At 47.4% G+C, this 20,666-nt stretch carries 18 protein-coding genes; 12 read left to right on the forward strand and 6 right to left on the reverse strand.

Translation table 11 applies throughout. From position 1 onward, the window contains the following. Positions 1-6: 6 nt before the first annotated feature. Positions 7-1,278 (reverse strand): glutamate-1-semialdehyde 2,1-aminomutase, encoded by a 1,272-nt coding sequence (hemL, locus tag LRY47_RS11420; RefSeq protein ID WP_366043703.1) that lies wholly within the window; start codon positions 1,276-1,278, stop codon positions 7-9. Positions 1,279-1,538: 260 nt separating this feature from the next. Between hemL and LRY47_RS11425 the strand changes: the two genes are divergently transcribed. Then, entirely contained in the window at positions 1,539-3,401 is a 1,863-nt protein-coding gene (locus LRY47_RS11425; RefSeq protein WP_295225513.1) for a 5'-nucleotidase C-terminal domain-containing protein, read from the forward strand. Between the two features lie 41 nt (positions 3,402-3,442). On the opposite strand, the gene LRY47_RS11430 is transcribed toward LRY47_RS11425, so the two are convergent. Further along, a complete protein-coding gene (locus tag LRY47_RS11430) occupies positions 3,443-4,444 on the reverse strand; it encodes an AraC family transcriptional regulator (RefSeq protein WP_295225515.1) in 1,002 nt (333 codons plus the stop codon). Between the two features lie 104 nt (positions 4,445-4,548). Between LRY47_RS11430 and cowN the strand changes: the two genes are divergently transcribed. The 11 genes from cowN to LRY47_RS11485 all read left to right on the forward strand — a co-directional run bounded on the left by cowN (position 4,549) and on the right by LRY47_RS11485 (position 18,234). After that, entirely contained in the window at positions 4,549-4,869 is a 321-nt protein-coding gene (cowN, locus tag LRY47_RS11435; RefSeq protein WP_295225517.1) for a N(2)-fixation sustaining protein CowN, read from the forward strand. A gap of 67 nt (positions 4,870-4,936) precedes the next feature. Next, complete coding sequence (locus LRY47_RS11440) at positions 4,937-5,674, forward strand: dienelactone hydrolase family protein (protein ID WP_295225520.1); 738 nt, start codon at positions 4,937-4,939, stop codon at positions 5,672-5,674. Positions 5,675-5,755: 81 nt separating this feature from the next. Continuing rightward, on the forward strand, positions 5,756-6,760 hold the full coding sequence (argC, locus tag LRY47_RS11445; RefSeq protein ID WP_295225523.1) for an N-acetyl-gamma-glutamyl-phosphate reductase: 1,005 nt from the start codon (positions 5,756-5,758) through the stop codon (positions 6,758-6,760). Between the two features lie 107 nt (positions 6,761-6,867). Beyond that, a complete protein-coding gene (gene argJ, locus LRY47_RS11450; RefSeq protein WP_295225525.1) occupies positions 6,868-8,070 on the forward strand; it encodes a bifunctional glutamate N-acetyltransferase/amino-acid acetyltransferase ArgJ in 1,203 nt (400 codons plus the stop codon). A 134-nt stretch (positions 8,071-8,204) separates the two neighbouring features. Beyond that, positions 8,205-9,746 carry a cache domain-containing protein gene (locus LRY47_RS11455; protein ID WP_295225528.1) on the forward strand — a complete coding sequence of 514 codons (1,542 nt, stop codon included), beginning with the start codon at positions 8,205-8,207 and terminating at the stop codon, positions 9,744-9,746. Then, positions 9,739-11,304, forward strand: a complete 1,566-nt coding sequence (locus LRY47_RS11460; protein ID WP_295225530.1) for a response regulator — start codon at positions 9,739-9,741, stop codon at positions 11,302-11,304. Before LRY47_RS11455 ends, LRY47_RS11460 begins: the two co-directional genes overlap by 8 nt. A 222-nt stretch (positions 11,305-11,526) precedes the next feature. Beyond that, a complete protein-coding gene (locus LRY47_RS11465) occupies positions 11,527-12,462 on the forward strand; it encodes a hypothetical protein (protein ID WP_295225532.1) in 936 nt (311 codons plus the stop codon). A gap of 9 nt (positions 12,463-12,471) precedes the next feature. Further along, the gene (locus tag LRY47_RS11470) at positions 12,472-14,004 is read left to right on the forward strand and encodes a nickel-dependent hydrogenase large subunit (protein WP_295225534.1); all 1,533 of its coding nucleotides are present in this window, start codon (positions 12,472-12,474) and stop codon (positions 14,002-14,004) included. 37 nt (positions 14,005-14,041) lie between these two features. Continuing rightward, the gene (locus LRY47_RS11475) at positions 14,042-16,060 is read left to right on the forward strand and encodes an ATP-binding protein (RefSeq protein ID WP_295225536.1); all 2,019 of its coding nucleotides are present in this window, start codon (positions 14,042-14,044) and stop codon (positions 16,058-16,060) included. 10 nt (positions 16,061-16,070) lie between these two features. Continuing rightward, positions 16,071-16,457 (forward strand): response regulator, encoded by a 387-nt coding sequence (locus LRY47_RS11480; protein ID WP_295225538.1) that lies wholly within the window; start codon positions 16,071-16,073, stop codon positions 16,455-16,457. Next, on the forward strand, positions 16,444-18,234 hold the full coding sequence (locus LRY47_RS11485; RefSeq protein ID WP_295225540.1) for an HD domain-containing phosphohydrolase: 1,791 nt from the start codon (positions 16,444-16,446) through the stop codon (positions 18,232-18,234). Before LRY47_RS11480 ends, LRY47_RS11485 begins: the two co-directional genes overlap by 14 nt. A gap of 31 nt (positions 18,235-18,265) precedes the next feature. Here LRY47_RS11485 and LRY47_RS11490 read toward each other — a convergent pair whose 3' ends face one another. From LRY47_RS11490 to LRY47_RS11505, 4 genes are all read right to left on the reverse strand, one after another. Further along, the gene (locus LRY47_RS11490) at positions 18,266-18,970 is read right to left on the reverse strand and encodes a pirin family protein (protein ID WP_295225543.1); all 705 of its coding nucleotides are present in this window, start codon (positions 18,968-18,970) and stop codon (positions 18,266-18,268) included. 1 nt (position 18,971) lies between these two features. Then, the gene (locus LRY47_RS11495; protein WP_295225546.1) at positions 18,972-19,430 is read right to left on the reverse strand and encodes a MarR family winged helix-turn-helix transcriptional regulator; all 459 of its coding nucleotides are present in this window, start codon (positions 19,428-19,430) and stop codon (positions 18,972-18,974) included. Between the two features lie 82 nt (positions 19,431-19,512). Then, entirely contained in the window at positions 19,513-19,815 is a 303-nt protein-coding gene (locus LRY47_RS11500) for a hypothetical protein (RefSeq protein WP_295225548.1), read from the reverse strand. After that, positions 19,812-20,630: a sulfite exporter TauE/SafE family protein gene (locus tag LRY47_RS11505; RefSeq protein WP_295225549.1), complete on the reverse strand. Its 819-nt coding sequence runs from the start codon at positions 20,628-20,630 to the stop codon at positions 19,812-19,814. Before LRY47_RS11505 ends, LRY47_RS11500 begins: the two co-directional genes overlap by 4 nt. Positions 20,631-20,666: the final 36 nt, after the last annotated feature.

Consider the following 20,666-nt stretch of genomic DNA (forward strand, 5'->3'; position numbering starts at 1 on the left):
ATGTTATTACAGAGCCTTAAGGCTTTCGTAATGTGCTTTCGCAGTTTTTTCCAGATCCTCTTCCGTGTGAGCCGCGGATACGAACATAGCCTCGAACTGGCTGGGAGCGAGGTTTACCCCTCTGTTCAGCATCTCGTGGAAGAATTTTGCATATTTTTTAGTGTCTGATTTCATGGCATCCTGAAAGCTTTCTACGCGCCCCTCTGTAAAGAACAGGCACGCGAGGGATTCCACTCGGTTGAACGCGTAGTTCAGACCGAGCTTTTTGCAGTTGTCAGTCATTGCATCGTAAAGGATGTCAGACTTAGCTTTCAGATTTTTATAGAAATCGGGCTGTGAAAGCTTTTTAAGCATGGTTATGCCCGCAGCTGTTGCAAGAGGGTTACCGGAGAGTGTTCCCGCCTGATAAACGGGACCTACGGGGGACATCATCTCCATCAGTTCGCGTCTGGCACCGAATGCGCCCACGGGAAGACCGCCGCCGATTATCTTACCCATTGTGGTGATATCGGGCATCACTCCGTAATATTCCTGAGCGCCGCCCTTCGCAACGCGGAAACCTGTGATGACCTCATCCAGAAGCAGAAGGATTCCGTCGCTGTCGCAAGCCTTGCGCAGGTCTGCGAGGAAACCGTCTTTGGGAAGCACAAGTCCCATGTTGCCCGCAACAGGTTCAACGAGAAGACATGCTATCTGCCCTTTGTTCTCGGATATAAGTTTTTTAACGGATTCGATATCGTTGTATTGAGCTATGAGAGTATGTTTAGCGAAATCTTCCGGGACGCCTGGGCTTGAGGGTTCGTTGAATGTCAGAAGTCCGCTACCGGATTTCACGAGAAGGCTGTCGGAGTGACCGTGATAGCAGCCTTCAAATTTGATTATCTTGTCGCGTTTGGTGTATGCGCGTGCGAGGCGGATGGCGCTCATGAGCGCTTCCGTGCCGGAGCTCACCAGACGAACCATCTCGACAGAAGGGACCATTTCGCATATGAGTTTTGCGATGTCTAGTTCCGCCTTTGTGGGCGCGCCGAAGCTGGTTCCAAGTTCTGCGGCGTGTTTGACCGCATTTATGATATCGTCGTCGGCATGACCTGTTACCATGGGACCCCACGAACCGATGTAATCTATGTATTCTTTGCCGTCTTCACTGTAGATTTTGGAGCCTTTCGCGCTCTTAACTATGACAGGATCGCCGCCTACGGAGCCGTATGCGCGCACGGGGCTGTTTACGCCGCCGGGAATAAACTTTTTGGATTCCTCGAAGATATTCATCGTCATCTCCCGAAATATATTTGTGCCGATGATACTAAATAAAGAAGCACACCTCAACCGTTAACTTACCCTATTTAAAAAATTCACTCAGACAGGCACATATTCCTCTCTGCATACAATCATATATCCAATTAAGTGATATTAACTTCAATTAAATCTCATTTCCCTGACTTATGCATAATATATCCATGAAAAATACACTATAAAGTACGCTTACTAATTTAAAAGGGGGTATCTCAAAAATGTATTTAAAAAAGTGGACAAAAATGCTTTTGCATTTCGCACTGGTTGTCTGTATAGCCGCAGCACTGTCTTCATGCGGCAACGACGACAATAACGACGAATCACAGGACAATACGCCGAAAAACTCGGCTGTAAGTGTTAAACTGATTCACACAAACGACCACCACTCATATCTGGACAGTGCAGCATATGATCTCACCATAGACGGTGTGGTCACACGCGTTCAAATGGGCGGCTTTGCAAGGCTGGCAGAGGTAATACAGGAAGAAAGAACATCGAACAGTATCGTTGTGAACAGCGGCGAGCTGAACGGAACCCTGTATTTCTCAATGTTCAAAGGCGAACCCGACTTCAAAGTGTTTAATGAGCTTGCTCTCGACGGCTACACTCTTGGCAACCACGAATTTGACGAGGGGGACGAAGGGCTTGCAAAACTTATTGAGATAGCTAACTTCCCAATCCTCTCTTCAAACATAACTCCCAAACCTGCAAGTCCTCTCTACAGAGTTAAGGACAAGATAAAACCTTATGTAATCAAGGAAATAGACGGGCAGAAGATAGCCCTTCTCGGTATTCTCAAAGTCGAAAAGACTAAAAATTCGTCAATGGTATCCGATGACGTCGAATTTTCAGACGAAATCGCTACCGCGAAAAAATACGTTGCCGAACTTACCGCTCAGGGAATCAATAAGATAATCCTTGTCAGCCACCTTGGATATTATAACGACCTGCTTCTGGCGAAAAACGTATCAGGGATAGACGTTATAGTCGGCGGCGACACCCACGACCTGCTCGGCAATCCTGCGCAACTTGCAGAGGTGGGATTAACGCAAACATACGACAACCAGACAGGACCTTTTGAAGGATATACACATGACGGAATTAAAGATGAAGATCTGGGTTCTTACCCGACCACAGTCACTGCTCCCGACGGCAACCCTGTTCATGTTGTCACAGCATGGTGCTATGCAAGAGCGGTGGGGATACTGAACGTAGATTTTTCCGCTGACGGCATCGCGCAAATGGCTAAAGGAAAACTCGTCATACCTGTCGGCGGTCCATACCAGCAGAAAGACGGTTCAGGAACATTTGTCGATGTTTCAGAAAGTGTGAAAAACTCGCTTATCACAGCTATAAACAAGACAAGCCTTTTAAGAACCAAAGAGGTAAACACTGCCATAGAAAACATTCTGAAACCTTACAGAGACCAGATAACAACCGCCATGTCACAGGTGGTGGGAACAGTCACAACCACGCTTGGGTATGACAGAATCCCGACTGCGTTCACGGCGGGTTCGACACCCACAGGAAGCTATGCAGCCCAGATAGTTACCAATGCATTCAAGCAGACGAACCCCGCCATCGATATTGCAATACAGAACGCAGGCGGCGTCCGCACAACCATCAATCAGGGGACAATAACAATGGGAGATATCATAGCAGTTCTCCCGTTCTCCAATACTGTGGCAATGATAAACATGAAAGGGTCTGATATCGTTCAGGTGCTCAACGAAGCCGCGTATTACTCGCTCCACTCCGGCTCATCAGGAGCTTTCCCTTATGCATCAGGGCTTAGATATGACGTAAATCTCAGCGGAGCCGAAGGAAATGTTATAACTAATGTTGAGGTTCAGGACAGAACAAGCGGAACATGGTCAACTATTTCTGCAAACACCGTGTACACGGTAGCAACCAACTCGTTCACTGCACTGGGGAAAGACAACTACCTTTCCTTCAAAAGAGTCCGTGATGCCGACCCTTCCGTTTATGAAGATACGTCCATACTCTACTACATCCCGCTTGTGCAATATTTTGAAAATCTGCCGGGCAAAGTGCTGCCGGCTCTCGATACCTCCACTTATTGCCTCAAGTCAGTAACTAACTGATACTGATTTCTATTATTTGTCAGGGGCGGAAACTCCGCCCCTTAATAATTTCTTTCTCTCCTGAAACTTTTCGGTGTGGCGAGATTCCACTTCTTATATGCCCTGTAAAAGGCGCTGACCTCTGAATAACCCAGCATGGCGGAGATATCCGCATCGTTCAGCTTTGTGTTAAGAATATAATGCTCCGCGAGACTGCGGCGCACCTTCGCCAGAGCCTCCGAAAAGCTCCTGTTCTCCGCTTTCAGATAGTTCTGCAATGTCCGCACACTGACGTTCAGCCTGTCCGCAACAAAATCTATGCTTACCGACTTGTCGCCGATATTCTTAAGAATCTCCTTCTCAACGCGGCTGAACCATGAGCTGTTCCCCATCTCCTGCAAAATGGCGTTCGCCTGTGCCTCAAAATATTCCAGCATGGTTCTGTTGGCATTGCTGACAGGGATATTCAACTCGTCTTTTTTAAAGAAAAGAGCGTTTTCGCTCTTCTCAAAAAAGATATGCTCACCGAAAAGCTCATGGTGTCTTTTGCAGTCTTTCATCCTCTTCTGTGAAAAATAGGTATATGCAGGAAGAACCTGCCTTCCCAGAATCTGGGACAGAACGTTCAGAATTGCGCTGAGATGCACCTCCGCATGATGTGCGGGAACGGGAATATTTCTGTTCTCATTAATATATACGGCAAACTTATAATATTTGCCGTCATCAGAAATATGAAATTTCAGCAGTCTGCTGACGAGCTGCTGATACCTGCTGAACTTCTCGATCATCTGCTTGAGGTTTGCCGTGTTCAGAAGCAGATAACCCAGAAGTCCAAGCGACTGATAAGGCATTGACTGCCCGATATCCAGCGCCAGATGCGGATTTTCGGTCTTTTCCATGCAATAGCGGAAAACGGAGGTAAGAAAGCCGCTGTCGGTCTTTCCGCTTTGAAACACCGACCCGTCAAGTCCCAGATGCTCCAGCATCTCGTCGGCAGGTATGCCGGTGTTCGCCTCAAGAGCTTTCACGACATACTGAAATGTTACGCCCGACACCTCGGTCATAAATCACCTTTTTTCGTAAAATGTCAGTAATTATACATACAATACCATTAAAATAATATGTGTATTTATGTATAACAGCAGAAAATATCATAAGGTGTCGGAAAATGTGCGATTGCAAAAAAGAGATAAAAGTTGATGAAAGCTATGTGAGCTTTAAGAACATAAACTGCTTTGAAAACGCGTGTCAGGTCGTTGACCACCTTCTGCGTCTGCTGAAAGACCCGCAGAACGGCAACGTATACTGGGAACGCTTCGTCGGTCGTATCCCCGAAGGGTATTACCTGCGCGATCCGCAGAAAGACCCGAAAGAGGAACTGCTTTATCTGGTCTGCTCCTGCGCATCCATGATAGGCGAACTCTTTGACAACGTTGAAGACGAAGAAGCCATCCACGCCCTTGAAAAATGCGAATCGGAATGCTGCTGACAGAAATCTATTGCCAAATTGCCAACATCCGCTGATTTTAGTTGAAATACCGCTAAAAGGAGCCGATATGAAGACTCTTCTATCTTTTATTTGTTCCCTGTTCGTTGCAGGAACGGTATACGCCGGCGAATCAGTTACCTACAAATCAGACGGAAAAGAATACGAAGGCTATTACGCACCCGCATCTAAAACCGCACCGCTGGTGTTCATCATCCACGACTGGAACGGTCTGGACGAATACGAGATGCAGCGCGCGGCGATGCTGAACAAACTGGGCTATTCAGCCTTTGCCATTGATATGTTCGGCAAGGGTGTGCGCCCTGAAGCTGTTGAAGATAAAAAGCGACTCACCGGAGACCTTTACGCAGACAGAACAAAAATGCGTAGACTACTCACAGCAGGCTATGAAGCAGCAAAAGAGCTGGGCGCTAATGTTGAAACCGCTGTTATGATAGGCTACTGCTTCGGCGGCAATGTAACTCTTGAATACGCCAGATCAGGCGCACCGCTCAAATCATTCATCTCATTCCACGGCGGGCTGGACAAACCTTTCGGACAAAGCTGGAATACGATAAAAGGAGAAGTCGTCATTTTCCATGGAACTGCCGACACTGCTGTCAGCATTGAATCATTCGCCGAACTCGCAAAAGCACTGGAAAAGGCAGGCATTAAGCATGAAATGCACACATACAGCGGCGCACCCCACGCGTTCACTGTTTTCGGCGCACCGTCATACAGAAAAGACGCCGATGAAAAATCATGGAAGCGCTTCACTGAATATCTTTCTGAGATATTTAAAAACTGACATTTACTGACATAGATTTGCTTTGATTTTCAGAGCGTTTTGCACTATCTTGTACCCCATCAACCTTACATGGAGGGCGCAATGATAGTTTCCGTCATCGGAGCAACGGGCTACACCGGATATGAACTCATCAAAATTCTGGTAAGACACCCGCGCTTTGTTATCGGACAACTTGTGAGCGAGACCTATGAAGGCAAAGCTTTCAGCGAGGTCTACCCCTACTTTAAGAACCTGTGCGACACGGTTATCATCGGACGGAACTATGAAAAGGTAGCCGCAGAATCCGAAGCGGTATTTCTCTGCCTGCCCCACGCGGCGGCACAGCAGGCGGCGGATTTTTTCCACGGAAAAGGATTGAAAGTCGTGGATCTGTCCGCGGATTTCAGAATCAAAGACGCACAGTTATACGAGAAAGTTTACAAAACAAAACACCTCTTCCCCGAACTGCTTGAAAAGGCGGTCTACGGCATACCTGAGATATTCGGTGAAGAGCTTGCTAAAACAAATATGGCGGCAAACCCCGGATGCTACCCAACAACTGTGATCATGCCGCTGTTCCCCCTTGTCAAAAAGGGACTGATAGACGCTTCATACATAATTGCAGATTCAAAATCCGGCGTTACGGGCGCAGGGAGAAAGGCAGACCTGTCACTCTCTTTCAGCGAAGTGAACGAGGATTTCAGACCATATAACATCTTCGGGCACAGACACAATCCCGAAATGAACCATATCCTTGAGCGGACAGGCAACAAAGCGGACGTAACCTTTACGGCGCACCTGCTCCCCGTCAACAAAGGGATAGAAACCACCATCTATGCAAAAACCGACAAAAGCCTTGCGGAGCTTGCCTCCTGCATGAAGGCTTTCTACAAAGACCGACGTTTCGTGCGCATTTATGACAACGGACACGTTCCGTCCATCAAAGATGTCGTGGATACAAACTTCATCGACATCTCTCTTTTCCTTAAGGACGGAAAACTGATAATAGTGTCCTGTATAGACAATCTGATAAAGGGTTCAAGCGGCGCCGCCGTACAGAATCTCAATGTCATGTGCGGTCTGGACGAGACGGCAGGTATACTTTAAAATAACACAGACTGCTTCGGGTTGAAACCCTCGCAGAGACGGCACTGTCATTGCGAACCCGCAGAGCGGGTGCGGCAATCTATTCAAAAAAAATCAGGAGATTTACAATGATACAGAAGATAAACAAAGCGGGAGTGTGCGCACCCCTCGGATTCCTCGCAAGTGCGGTCAACGCGGACGTCAAAGGCAAGGGCAAAGACAAAAACGACCTCTGTCTCCTCTATTCAGAAGTTCCGTGCAAAACAGCGGCTGTGTTCACGGCGAACACATTCAAGGCAGCTCCCCTCAGACACGCCATTAAAGCCATGGAAAAATCAAAAGATTTTCAGGCAATTCTTGTCAACAGCGGAAACGCAAACGCATGTACAGGTCCTCAGGGTATCGTGAACTGCGAAAACCTTGCCGAAGCCGTCGCCGAAAGTCTCGGTATCGACGCGGCAAAGGTTCTGACTGGTTCCACAGGCACCATAGGCGTTCAGCTTCCCGTCGAAAGGATGGCTCAGCATATTGATGCTCTGGTTGACGAGCTGGACGACGGGAATTCCGATATCTTCGCGGAAGCCATCATGACAACGGACACCTTCCCGAAACAGGCGGGCGTTCTTGTTGAAACAGCAAACGGCGCGTACGTTGTAGCGGGTGCGGCAAAGGGCGCAGGTATGATAGCCCCCAACATGGCGACCATGCTCTGCTATATCACGACAGATGCTCTGGTTAATGAAAAAAATCTCCAGACAGCGCTTTCCGACGCCGTTAAAGGCTCATTCAACTCAATAACAGTAGACAACGATATGAGTACCAACGACACAGTAATTCTTATGGCGAACGGCATGAGCGGCATAATCCCCGATATGGACGAGTTTAAAGAGGCTGTGACACAGGTGTGCCTTGAGCTTGCCAAAATGATAGTTAAAGACGGCGAGGGCGCAACCAAGTTCATCACCGTTAACGTAAAAGGAGCAGACAACGACGAGGATGCGAAAAAATGCGCGTTCCTTATAGCCAACTCTCCCCTTGTTAAGACCATGTTCCACGGCGAAGACCCAAACTGGGGCAGGCTGATGGCATGCGTGGGTGCAAGCGGCGTTAAAGCTGACGAAAGCACGACCGACCTTTACTTTGAAGACCTGCTCTATGCAAAAGGTGGGCTCATCATAGACGAAAAGATGGAACCTAAAGCAGCTGCAATAATGAAGCAGCCGGAAATAAGTATAACGCTGGATTTAAACTGCGGTTCTGGAACTGCACAGGTATTCACTTGCGACCTTAGCAGGGAGTACATTGCTATCAACGCCGATTACAGAAGCTAAGTCAATCAAAGCCCCTGATGAAATCGGGGGCTTCTTTACATATTTTAACTTTCATTTTTGTTTTTCTGTGCTAAAATAACACATTGTCTCATATCGACATATGCGCTTTTATTTATTCTGTTGCGGTGACAATTATGAAAACAAATATTCCCGTCTGGGTCAAAGTCGTACTCCCTATAGGAATCTCAGTAGCCCTGTTTGTTTTCATAATCTTCGGAATCCACATTCCAGACGTCGAAAAACGTCTTCTTGAGCAAAAAAAATCCCAGATATACGATCTGACGCAGACTGCTATTGATGTCATATCCTACCAGTATAAGCTCTCTCAGCAGGGTAAGATAACTGAAAAAGAAGCGAAAAAACAGGCGGCGGCAATAATCGGCGCTATGAAGTTCGGACCGGAAAGAAAGGATTATTTCTGGATAACCAATTACGAACCGCGCATGGTCATGCACCCTTACCGGACAGATCTGGACGGAAAGATGCTGGATGATTTTGCCGATCCGAAAGGGAAGCATGTTTTCAACGAAATGGTTCATGCGGTCAAAACCGACGGAGAAGGATTCGTTGATTATATGTGGCAATGGAAGGACGATTCCGGCACAATAATACCGAAAATATCATACGTAAAAGCATTTCCTGAATGGCAATGGATCGTCGGCACGGGAATATACATAGACGACATAAAACGTGAGGCGGCATCTCAGGTTGCAAAGCTAATTTTTTATACAATCTCAATTTTCTTCTTTATCCTCATCCTCTCAGGCTACACCATAATGTCCGGCGTTCACACGAACGAAGCGCTTCTTATGCGTGAAAAAGAACTGGAAAACCTTAACAGCAAGTTGGAAGACAGGGTTTCCGCACGAACGAAAGACCTTCAAGAATCGCTGGAAAATCTGAAACGCACCCAGAACCAGCTTATAGAGGCGGAAAAAATGGCATCGTTGGGAAATCTGGTGGCAGGAGTTGCCCACGAGATAAATACTCCGGTGGGTATAGGCGTAACAACAGCAACGTATCTTGAAGACAAACTGAAAGCACTGATAATGGCATATAACTCCGGTCAGATGAAAAAGAGCGATCTGGACAAATTTTTTGAAACGGCGGAACAGTCTCTCCACAACATTTCCACCAACCTGCTCAGGGCGGGAAGCCTCGTCCGCAGTTTTAAACAGGTGGCAGTGGATCAGTCCAGCGAACTCCCCAGAAAATTCAGTGTTAAAAACTATCTGAACGATATTTTGCAAAGTTTAAGTCCAAAACTTAAAAATAGCGGACATAATGTCTACCTTGATGTACCTGAAGATCTTATAATAGAATCATACCCAGGCGCTCTGATGCAGATATTCTCCAATCTGATAATCAACAGCCTCATGCACGGATTTGACGAAATTGAGAACGGGATAATTGAAATCAAAGGGGAAATGGAAGGCACAAACCTGATACTGACCTATTCGGACAACGGGGTCGGCATGAACGAAGAACAGCTTGCCCGTATATACGAACCATTCTACACAACAAAACGGAACGCAGGCGGGTCTGGTCTGGGTATGAACATAGTTTATAACCTGATCAGCAGAAAGCTGAACGGAACCATAAGTATACAGAGCAAACCAGGGCAGGGAACCACATTCAAAATAACCGTGCCTGTGAAGGGAGAACGCAATGACTGACAGCGGCGAGAACATTATTTTTGCACCGGAAGACGATTTTGACAGCCCGATGACAAGCCACGCGGAAGAATTCTGGAAAGTACTTATCGTTGATGACGAACCGGACATCCATACAACAACTAAGATGGTTTTGGACGATTTTGTTTTCGAGGATAAAAAACTTAAATTCTACAGCGCGTATTCCGCAAAAGAAGCCATAGACATAATGAATCAGGTCAAGGATTTCGCGGTTATCCTCCTTGACGTGGTGATGGAAAGCAACATAGCGGGACTTAATCTTGCGAAGATAATACGGGGCGAAATGGGCAACAGGTTCAGCAGAATAATACTGCGCACAGGACAGCCAGGCGAAGCACCCGAAAAAAAGGTTATAGCCGAATATGACATCAACGATTACAAGAACAAAGCGGAACTCACCAGCCAGCAGCTTTATACAACAATGTTCTCAGCACTCAGGTCATACCGCGACCTGCGCATAATAAACCGAAACAGCGAGGGTCTGAAACAGATAATCAACTCCACAGCGAACCTTTTCCAGCGCCAGAATGTTGAACAGCTCGCGCAGGGCGTACTTACGCAGGTTGTGTCTATTCTGGGACTTGAAAATTCATATTATGTCAGCACTTCAGGTTTCACAGCCGCGCGCACCGGAGACAGCGATTTCCGCATTATCGCTGCCACAGGAAGGTTCACCCAATGCCTGGGAGCAACCGTAGATACCTGCACCCCTATACCTACAGAAATAGTGCCTTACCTGAAACAGGCTGTTACAAAAGAGAAAAGCGGATTTATAGACAGTCATTACGTCGGCTATTTTCCGACCATGAAGGATAAGATACACCTGCTGTTCATCGAAGACTGCTCAAAAGATCTCGGTCCGGAGATTGAGAACCTGCTCACAATTTTCAACCACAACGCCGGCATAGCCTTTGATAACGTAATACTCAACAAAGAGATACAGGAAACCCAGATCGACATCATCCACCACCTCGGAGAGGTTGTGGAGAGCCGCTCCAAAGAGACGGCATACCACGTCAAACGTGTATCGGAATACACCTTTACGATAGCACTTGAAATGGGTTTTTCAGAAGAGGACGCCCAACTTTTCAAGATGGCGTCTCCTATGCACGACATAGGCAAGATAGGCATCTCGGATTCGATTCTTCTGAAACCCGACAGGCTCACCCACGACGAAATGAGCATAATGCGCACCCACACGGAGATAGGATACAACATGCTGAAAAACTCCTCACGCCCTCTTTTGCAGACAAGTGCGGTGATAGCCCGCGACCACCACGAATACTGGGACGGCAGCGGATACCCAAGGGGCATAGAAGGAGAGAATATACATCCGGCAGCTCGCATAGTCTGTCTCGCTGACGTTTACGACGCCCTCGGCAGCAAACGCGTCTATAAAGAAGCCTGGCAGGAGGAAGACGTTCTGAAATTCATAAACGATAACCGCGGAAAAATGTTCGACCCGAAAACAGTTGACGCTCTTTTAAGCGCCTATGAAAAAATAAAGCTTATAAAAGAGCGATACAAAGATCCCGAATGAGCTTAGGTCAAAAATAACCCTACCCTTTCGGGTAGTTAAAATGACATATGTACGGAATTAATACATATTTTCCATATTTATAAACGAGATACACAGCACAAATAATAACTGAGTATTAACGCAAGAATAATTGACACCTTATATCGATATTTGATATCCTTTATGAAATATGCTCTTTTACCTGCATATTGTTATTCGTTTATTTTCTTATTGGAGAAACCTATGAAAAACGTCTACTGGCTGCATTGCGGCGGCTGTGATGGCGACAGTGTATCTCTGCTTAACCTGGATAAGCCCAATCTGGTTGACATTTTCGTTGATCTGGAAATCAACCCTCTTTATCACCCTTCCCTATCAATTAAGTCGCATAAGGAACAGCACGAACTGCTGGAATCCCTTCAGGACGGTACAATCCCACTGGACATTCTGGTGGTTGAGGGCAACATTCTGAAAGGACCCGCCAGCACGGGTATGTTCGATCTCAAATTCGGCGTTCCGAAAAAGAATATTCTAGTCGCCCTGTCTAAGAGGGCACAGTATATAATAGCTCTCGGCACCTGCGCGTCTTTCGGCGGAATAGGCGTCGGATCGGAAACGCAGGCGACAGGCATACAGTTCACCCGCAAGGAAAAAGGCGGTCTGCTCGGTGCGGACTACGTTTCCGGAGGCGGTCTGCCGGTCATCAACCTGCCCGGCTGCCCCTGCCACCCTGAAATATTCACCAGCATACTCGCGATGCTCAACAGCGGCATAGAAATTGAACTGGACGAATACAACCGCCCGCTGGCATGGTACGGCATGATGGTGCATCAGGGCTGCACCCGAAACGAATATCACGAATACCGCGTTGAGGAGAACGATTTCGGTGAGAAGGGCTGTCTGTTTTTCCACCTCGGCTGTCACGGTCCGCTTACAGGCGGTTCATGCAATAAACTTCTCTGGAGCAAACGCTCTTCCAAACCCAGAGTCGGCGTACCCTGCTTCGGATGCAACAATCCGGACTTTCCTCAGGAATACCCCTTCTTTGACACAAAAAATATCGAAGGTATCCCGATAGCACTGCCAAACGGCATCAGCCGCGCACAGTACATGGCTTACAAAGGCATGGCGGCTGCGGCGGCACCTTTAAGACTCAAAAAACGTCAGACAAGAATATAGGAGTCTGCCATGGCAAAGATATCTTGCAGTTTCCCCGTCAACAGAGTCGAGGGCGACCTCACTTTGCAGATAGATTTTGAAAATGATACAGTTACGCAAGCCCGCAGTGTCGGCACCCTGTACAGAGGCTTTGAAAAGATAATGAGAGGACGCGGTGCTCTGGACGGACTTGTCATAACCCCGCGGATATGCGGGATATGCAGTCTGTCACACCTTGCGGCGGCATCAGCAGCACTGGACAACCTCTGCAAAACCACACCACCCGACAACGCACTGCGCATAAAGAACATCACAGGTATGATGGAGATGATCCAGAGCGATATACGCCAGTCCGTGCTGATGTTCATGCCGGATTTTGTTAATCAGGCTTATTCATCAAACCCGCTCTATATTGAAGCTGTGAAACGATACTCACCCCTTCGCGGTGCAAGATGCGTTTCCGCCGTTAAAAACACTGCAACAATCGTTGAGATAATCGCCATACTAGGCGGTCAGTGGCCCCACACCTCTTTCATGGTGCCGGGCGGCGTAACAAACATCCCGACAATCCACGATATAGTACAATGCAGACACCTTATAGTCAGATGCATGAAGTCATACGAGGAACAGATACTCGGATGCAGCGTCGAACGCTTCAATAATATAAGCACCAAACAGGAGCTTGACGAATGGCTCTCATCATCGCAGGAGCACAGCGAAAGCGATATGGGATTTTTAATCAGGTTCGGCAGAAGCATCGGTCTTGATACTATCGGCAACAGCTACGGAAATTTCCTTTCATACGGAGCTTTCGACATACCCTCCGACTCTGATGTCAGTCCCCGCCATGGACGCGAGAAGCTTATACGCAGCGGATATGCAGAGGGAACGAACGTCACGGAGTTCGACCAGAGCTACATTGCCGAGGCAATATCCCACTCATGGTTCAACGGATATGAAGGGGCAAAACATCCTTTCGACGGTATGACGGAACCGGAAGCGAGCGGAGAGGACGGCAAAAAATACTCATGGGTCAAAGCGCCAAGGTATAACGACAAACCTGTTGAAACCGGACCTCTGGCACAGATGGTAATAAACGGCATCCCGCTCTTTACAGAACTGATAAAAACCGAAGGTTCATCAGCTCTCACAAGGCAGATGGCAAGACTGGCACGTCCGGCAAAACTCTTCCCGAAAGCTTTGGCATGGATAGATGAAATGGCAAAACTGCTAGGCAGTTCGCAGTTTTACATCCCCTACGGTGAGATAAAAAACGGACGTGGCATGGGGCTTACCGATGCCGCACGGGGCGCTTTGGGTCACTGGATAATTGTTGAAGACAAAACAATTATGAAATATCAGATAATAACCCCCACAGCATGGAACGGTTCGCCGCGGGACGACGCGGGTATGCCGGGAGCGTGGGAAAAGGCGCTTGAGGGAATAAGAGTTGCGGATACCGATAATCCTATTGAGATAGGACACATTATACGGTCGTTCGACCCCTGCCTTGTCTGTGCCGTACACAGGCTGGACAGCGGGAAAAAGATATTCATATGCTAAAACAGGTTGACGAAAAGATCAGCCGGGACGGCCATTTATGGAATATCAGGATATGGAGAGTATCAGAAACAGTATGATAGACGGCAGAATAGTCGAAAAACTTATGTCTGAAAACAGCCTGCTGCGCTCTGAGGTTCGTGTTTCACACGAGGCGGCGGAGATTACCACCAGACTGGTAATAGAACAGTTTGAAAAAGCGGAATCGCTCATGCAGAAATTCGAGTCTGCAAGCGGTTTTCTGAAAGCTGTGATGGATGCCGCAATGCAGATATCCATCATCGCCACAGACCTTGACGGACAGATCATTCTATTTAACCGCGGTGCCGAGTTTATGCTTGGCTATACCGAAAAAGAAGCCCGCCAGATGAGTTTTTTCGATATTTTCGACAACAAGGATCTGCTGAACAACTGCGTAACTCTCATGGCGAATACCGAAACGCTCATGTCCGACAGAGAAAAACACGCTGAGGTCATTTCGCAGATATCCTCTCAGATAAACGAAGGAGTGTTCTGCCGCAGAAACGGCAGCCGATTCCCGGTCAGCTTTGCCATAACCCCCATAAAAGAGAACGGAAATATCGTCGGCTGTCTGTCGGTGGCAATGGATATATCCACACTGAAGCACGCAGAAAATGAGCTTCAGAGAGCTTACAAAGAAATATCGGAAGCGAACGAAAGGCTGCAGAAGCTGGACAAACTGAAATCCGATTTCCTTTCGTCAGTCTCCCACGAGTTAAGAACACCGCTGACTTCCATACGCGGGTTCTCTAAACTCATCGGCAAAGACTTTGAGAGGTACTTCGTTCCTCTCACCGGAGAAAACCCAGCACTTGCGGCAAAATCAGAGAAAATAAAGGAAAACCTGTCCATAATTCTCAGCGAAACCGAAAGGCTTACAAGACTGATAAACGACGTTCTCGACCTCTCAAAGATAGAATCACAGAAAACACATTGGCGCGAGGAAGCGGTAAATATGTCCGAAATGCTCCGCCATGCTGTCAACGCCGCCAAGGGACAGTTTGATGACAAACCGGAGATAGAGCTTATTACGGACATACCGGAAGCACTGCCTTATGTTTTCGGTGACTATGACCGCTTTGTGCAGGTTACAGTCAACCTGCTGAACAACGCATCGAAATTTACCAAAAAGGGCAGCGTAACAGTCCACGCTTTTGAAACCGGAAGCGGATTCGTTCAGGTGGACGTAACAGACACAGGTTGCGGTTTCCCCCAGGAGGAAGCAGAAGCGGTGTTCGATAAGTTTCGTCAGGTCTGCCACGGCGACACCCTTGAGGAAAAGCCGACAGGAACAGGACTCGGACTTTCAATTTCACATGAAATAATAACCCGCTTCGGCGGAAAGATATGGGCACGTTCCGCCCTTAATCAGGGCAGCACGTTCAGCTTTACCCTGCCCGCAATGGTGCAGGAAACCGGAATGGCTGAAACCACGGAAAACGCCGACGGCAAGCTGATTCTCGTGGTTGACGATGAAATGGCGATACGCTCGCTTCTGACACAGTTCTTCACATCATACGGCTTCCGTGTGGCAACCGCCGACAACGGAAAAACCGCAATTGATATGGCGAAAAAGTTCGATCCCGACCTTATAACAATGGACATCGCGATGCCTGTTATGGACGGCAAAACCGCAATTGACTATATGAAACAGGACGAAAAGCTCAAAGATATCCCGATTGTGGTTCTTTCCGCATTCAACGACAGCTTTGCCGCCAACGGGGACGTTGTTTTTGATAAACCGTTAAACGAACAGAGACTGATTGACAGCGTTTTTATGCTGATAAATAAAGAAAAACTGAAAGATTGCCATGCCTGCCTGATTATTTGCAGGCAGGACTGCGAACGCAGTGTCGAAATTCCGTCCATCTCTCCTAAAAATGCCGAGATGTGCCAGCCGCACGATCTCACAGCAAAACTGGAGAACGGTTATAAGGGTCTGGTGGTGATTCCCGCCGATATGATGGACTACGTTGACCTGCAAAGGATAAGCACTTACGAAAGTATTCAACTGCTCATCCTGCCGCACAAACAGTGAGGTTTAGAAAATGAAACGTATTCTGATTGTGGACGATGAAGTTCACATCCGCTCACTCCTTGAGCAAACGCTTGAAGACATTGAATTTCTCCACAATATAGAGGTTGAAATTCATCAGGCGTCTGACGGGAGAAACGGACTGAACATGATCGCCTCCGTACGCCCGGATCTTGTTTTTCTCGATGTTATGATGCCCGAAATGAACGGATACGAAGTCTGTAAAGCTGTAAAATCCAACAGCGAGCTTCAGCAAACGCTGATAATAATGCTCACTGCCAAGGGTCAGGAAACAGATAGGGAAAAGGGTGTCGGCAACGGCGCCGACTACTTTATGACCAAACCGTTCGACCCTGACGAGGTACTTGAACTCGCGGGAAAACTCCTTGGGCTCGCCTGATAACTTTAACCTGCTGAAGAAACTTCTGCGCTCTCAGCAGGCAAAATCCATGCTCTGCGCCTTTTCCAAGGCGACGGGAAACGTTCTGGGGTTTCGCATAAGTTCAGGCAGCAGCGTGCTTTGTCAGTATCCGGATAACCCCGAAAGGGAATTTTCGGTCATGCGCTCTTTAGAAATAAACAGAGACCGTCTGGGCACTCTCTTTGTTTATTCCGGAAGAGAAAGTGAATCTTTGTGCGAAAATATGGCAGATGCACTCGCCTGTTCGCTCAGCTCAATGATTGAAAGCGAGCACGCGCGAAGAGCTGTCTCCACTGAGACCCTTTCCGCATACAGAGAGCTTGCCATGCTCCAGCGCACGGCAGACAGGCTTAACCGCGAACTGAAACCGTCCGGTATAGGCTCCGTCCTTCTTGACGAAACAGGGCTTTCATACGAGGGCGGAAAAGTCGGTGCAGTCCTTGGATTTGACAAGAACTCCAGGACATACAGCCTTCTTGCCGGCAGAGGAGATGATTCCGACAGAATATTCAGTTCCTTTATAGAATCCGGCACATGTATGATCTTTGCCAACATGGAAAAGGTGCAGATTGTCAACGACTTCGGACTGTTTATATCTGCCGGTGGAAAAAACTATTATTACAAATCCGTTATGGTTGTTCCGCTCACAGACGGCACATCCTATATGGGGTATATGCTGACAGCCGCACCGGAGGGCGATTTCTATTTGTCGTCCGACAAAAAGAGGATGGAAACCATCAGCCCCGCAGCTGCAACAGCCCTGCACAACGCTATAATGTTTGATGAGCAAAAGATGCTTTTCGACTCGTTCCTCAACGCCATCGCTACTGCCATCGACGCAAAATCACCATACACGGCGGGACACTGTAAACGCGTCCCATGGATAGCCAGTGAGCTTTTATGCGCTGCAAACGAAATGCAGAAAGGTATTTTTGCCGATTTCAACGTCACGGAAGACGAAATAAACGAACTTAGGGTCGCGGCACTTCTGCACGACTGCGGAAAGATCAGCACCCCCGAATGGGTGATGGACAAATCTCTTAAACTGGAAGGCATCATAAACGGCATAGATATTATCAGGCTGAAAATGGAACTGTATAAACTTAACCTTATTCTGGAAGAATACAGGCAGCAGAAGGGTGAACTGAAAGACACTAAGGAGCTTTCCGAGCGGCTTGAAAAAGCAGAATTACATATGAAAACGCTGGAAAGCCTCAACAAAGGCGGCGAATATCTTGACGCAAGCATAAAAGCCTGGCTGTCGGATTTGGGCAGTATTCAGGTGAAACTTGCCGACAGAAGCAGTATTCCGCTGCTAAACGCCGACGAAATTGAAAAACTCTCCATAGCCAGAGGCACCCTTACAGCCGCAGAAAGACAGATTATCGAGGATCACGTCGTTAAAACCGTCATGATGCTGCGTGAAATAAAATTTCCTGAAAATATGTCCGATGTCATAAACATAGCAGGGCTGCACCACGAAAAGCTCAACGGAACCGGATATCCGTATCACATGAAGGGAGACGAAATCCCCATGAAAGCAAGGATAATCGCAATCGCGGATATTTTCGAGGCGCTCACTGCGGAGGACAGACCATATAAAGGTCCCGGAACACTGAGCCGCGCAATTGAGATAATGGGATATATGGTACGCGACGGTCATATCGACGAAAACCTTTACCACCTGTTGATGGAATCCGGCATACATGTAAAATATGCCAGACAGTTTCTGCCGCCTGCAGCCATGGATATATAGAAAAAAGACGGCTCGAAAGAGCCGTCTGAGATTATTTATCCGGTACCTCCATCAGAAGTACATCGGCATCCGTCTCCGCCTTAAACTTAACAGTGTCATAAGCAGTAAAAGTTGCCTCGTCCCGCCTGTTCAGAGTTTCACCCGCTACGGCGATAACACCTTCCACAGGCATCAGAAACACGCCGTTGCCTTTTTTACGCAGTTCATATTCAAAATCCTGACCTTTACTGAACACGCCTCTGTGTATCCATGCGTCCTGACGGAACACAAGCCCTCCATCCGCCGCATCGCCTGAAACCAATGTCACAAGCCTGTTTTTTCCGAGTTCAAACTCTCTCTGGTCATACTCCGGTTCGATACCCTTGTCGCGCGTGCGTATCCATATCTGAAAAAGTTTCAGAGTTTCCGTGGCAGAAGGATTATATTCCGAATGCATAAGCCCTTTTCCGGCGCTCATTCTCTGCACTTCACCCGCTTTTATAACTGTTCCGTTGCCCATCGTATCTTTATGCGCCACTGAACCTTCCGTAACAATGGTTACTATCTCCATATTATTATGCGGGTGCATGGGGAAACCTGTTGACGGTGCTATGATATCGTCATTTACCACCCGCAGGACACCGAATCCCATTCTGGAAGGATCAAAATATTCAGCAAAGCTATAGCTGAAAGCGGATTTCAACCAGCCGTGGTCAGCAACTCCTCTGTCTTTTGCACGATGTATCTTCATTGACATATCAATCTCCTCTTCTGTTCGCCTTCCTGAGTTTCCTTAAGATAACGGAAAGCGTTTCCTGCTCATCTTCCGTCAGGCAGTCGAAATACCCTTCCATGTTCTTCGCATGAACGGGAAATATGTTCGATATGACTGCGCTGCCCGCATCTGTTATCGCCGCAACGGTCACGCGCCTGTCGGTCTCAGGGTGTTTTGTATCTATAAGCCCTTTCTGTTTAAGGTTTCTAAGCACCACTGTCATATTCCCCGGAGTGCTGAGAACCAGCTTGGTCAATTCGCCAACGGTAAGTTCTCCCATATGATAAAGCGCTTCCAGAACTCCAAACTGCTGTATGGTAAGCCCCTTTGACTCTATGAAAGAATTCTCTTTTGCGCGTACGGCTGTAAAAGCTCTGGCAATGTCTACCCATGTGCGCATTGCCCTGTCTACTTTTGCTCCGTATGTGTGTTTCGTTCTCATTTTTATCTCCTATGAGAGTGAATATATTACTAGTTAGTAATTTCACAACATTTTTTTTCGACTTATCTGAAACCCGTTGATATCAGGATATTTTAAGGATTACGCTGATAACGAGAACAAAGATGATGGCAATTGAATAGAAGGTCATGGCTCTGTTTTTTTCGCTGAGGTAGAACAGAAAAGCAATCAGAATACCTGTGAACGGGGTTGCTATAAGAAAGAACACTGTAAACAGCGCCGTGTAATGATCAAGCGGGAGGTCGGTTTTAAAGATGTATTTCGTTACCAGCGAGAGAATTATCACAGCGGACGCAAGAATAATGCTGGATCTGGTGGTAAACGAATATATCTTTGCTATACGTCGTTTAAGAACTTCGTCCGTCATTGTATCCCCTTATAAAACATCTGAACCGCGATTATCGCAAGCACAGCCGCGAACATTATTCTGAGCCTTTTATCAGTTACCTTCTGGAATTTGGACGCACCCAGTCTTGAACCGAAGATAACCCCCAGAACCATCGTAATTGATGTAACGGGGGATGATTTGCCGTATATGAGATAAGGTATGCTTCCGGCAGCCGCTGTCAGCCCTATCATGTAGTTGCTGGTGGCGATGGACACCTTTATGGGAAGTCTGGAAACAAGGTTCATGACAGGAACCTTGATAACTCCGCCGCCGATACCCAACGATCCTGATGCAAATCCGGCAAAAGAAGAAACAAGCGCAACAACGGGAAGTTTCACAGGAGTATATTTTATATTTTCGCCCCTCTCCGTATCGTAATAAGAGTCGGAAAAGCGGTTGGTGTATGATGTTTCGTATGTTATTGCATCGGATTTTTTAAAACTCTCGCGGACATAGAGCAGAGCAATCAGAAACAGTATAACACCGAAGCTGATCTCAAGCAGATGTTCCGGCGTATGGTTGCCGATAAGCCCGCCGACAAAAGCCGCAAGCACTGTGAGAGTCTCAAGAAATATGCTGAAACGAAGGTTTACGAACCCCTTCATAATGTTGACAGGAACAACGGAAGTACTGGTTGAGACAATGGTCATAAGCCCTGCCGCAACAGCGTAATGCATGGGTACGTTGAAGAAAAGAACCAGAATGGGAACGATGATGGAACCGCCGCCGATACCCAGAAGCGCCCCTATGATACCCGTAACAAAACCGACAATAAGCAGCAAAATAACCGTCATAGGTTATACTAGTACCGCCACGTCAGATTAGTCAAC

This window comes from Seleniivibrio sp. (assembly GCF_021209385.1).
In the GTDB taxonomy this organism is placed as follows: domain Bacteria; phylum Chrysiogenota; class Deferribacteres; order Deferribacterales; family Geovibrionaceae; genus Seleniivibrio.

Excerpts from the sequence above, each read along its gene's own strand:
- LRY47_RS11455 (WP_295225528.1), top strand. The coding sequence starts at position 8,205 with ATGAAAACAAATATTCCCGTCTGGGTCAAAGTCGTACTCCCTATAGGA.
- LRY47_RS11470 (WP_295225534.1), top strand. The coding sequence starts at position 12,472 with ATGGCAAAGATATCTTGCAGTTTCCCCGTCAACAGAGTCGAGGGCGAC.
- LRY47_RS11480 (WP_295225538.1), top strand. The coding sequence starts at position 16,071 with ATGAAACGTATTCTGATTGTGGACGATGAAGTTCACATCCGCTCACTC.
- LRY47_RS11500 (WP_295225548.1), bottom strand. The coding sequence starts at position 19,815 with ATGACGGACGAAGTTCTTAAACGACGTATAGCAAAGATATATTCGTTT.
- hemL (WP_366043703.1), bottom strand. The coding sequence starts at position 1,278 with ATGACGATGAATATCTTCGAGGAATCCAAAAAGTTTATTCCCGGCGGC.
- argJ (WP_295225525.1), top strand. The coding sequence starts at position 6,868 with ATGATACAGAAGATAAACAAAGCGGGAGTGTGCGCACCCCTCGGATTC.
- LRY47_RS11465 (WP_295225532.1), top strand. The coding sequence starts at position 11,527 with ATGAAAAACGTCTACTGGCTGCATTGCGGCGGCTGTGATGGCGACAGT.
- LRY47_RS11425 (WP_295225513.1), top strand. The coding sequence starts at position 1,539 with ATGCTTTTGCATTTCGCACTGGTTGTCTGTATAGCCGCAGCACTGTCT.
- cowN (WP_295225517.1), top strand. The coding sequence starts at position 4,549 with ATGTGCGATTGCAAAAAAGAGATAAAAGTTGATGAAAGCTATGTGAGC.
- argC (WP_295225523.1), top strand. The coding sequence starts at position 5,756 with ATGATAGTTTCCGTCATCGGAGCAACGGGCTACACCGGATATGAACTC.
- LRY47_RS11460 (WP_295225530.1), top strand. The coding sequence starts at position 9,739 with ATGACTGACAGCGGCGAGAACATTATTTTTGCACCGGAAGACGATTTT.
- LRY47_RS11495 (WP_295225546.1), bottom strand. The coding sequence starts at position 19,430 with ATGAGAACGAAACACACATACGGAGCAAAAGTAGACAGGGCAATGCGC.
- LRY47_RS11475 (WP_295225536.1), top strand. The coding sequence starts at position 14,042 with ATGGAATATCAGGATATGGAGAGTATCAGAAACAGTATGATAGACGGC.
- LRY47_RS11490 (WP_295225543.1), bottom strand. The coding sequence starts at position 18,970 with ATGTCAATGAAGATACATCGTGCAAAAGACAGAGGAGTTGCTGACCAC.
- LRY47_RS11430 (WP_295225515.1), bottom strand. The coding sequence starts at position 4,444 with ATGACCGAGGTGTCGGGCGTAACATTTCAGTATGTCGTGAAAGCTCTT.
- LRY47_RS11440 (WP_295225520.1), top strand. The coding sequence starts at position 4,937 with ATGAAGACTCTTCTATCTTTTATTTGTTCCCTGTTCGTTGCAGGAACG.
- LRY47_RS11505 (WP_295225549.1), bottom strand. The coding sequence starts at position 20,630 with ATGACGGTTATTTTGCTGCTTATTGTCGGTTTTGTTACGGGTATCATA.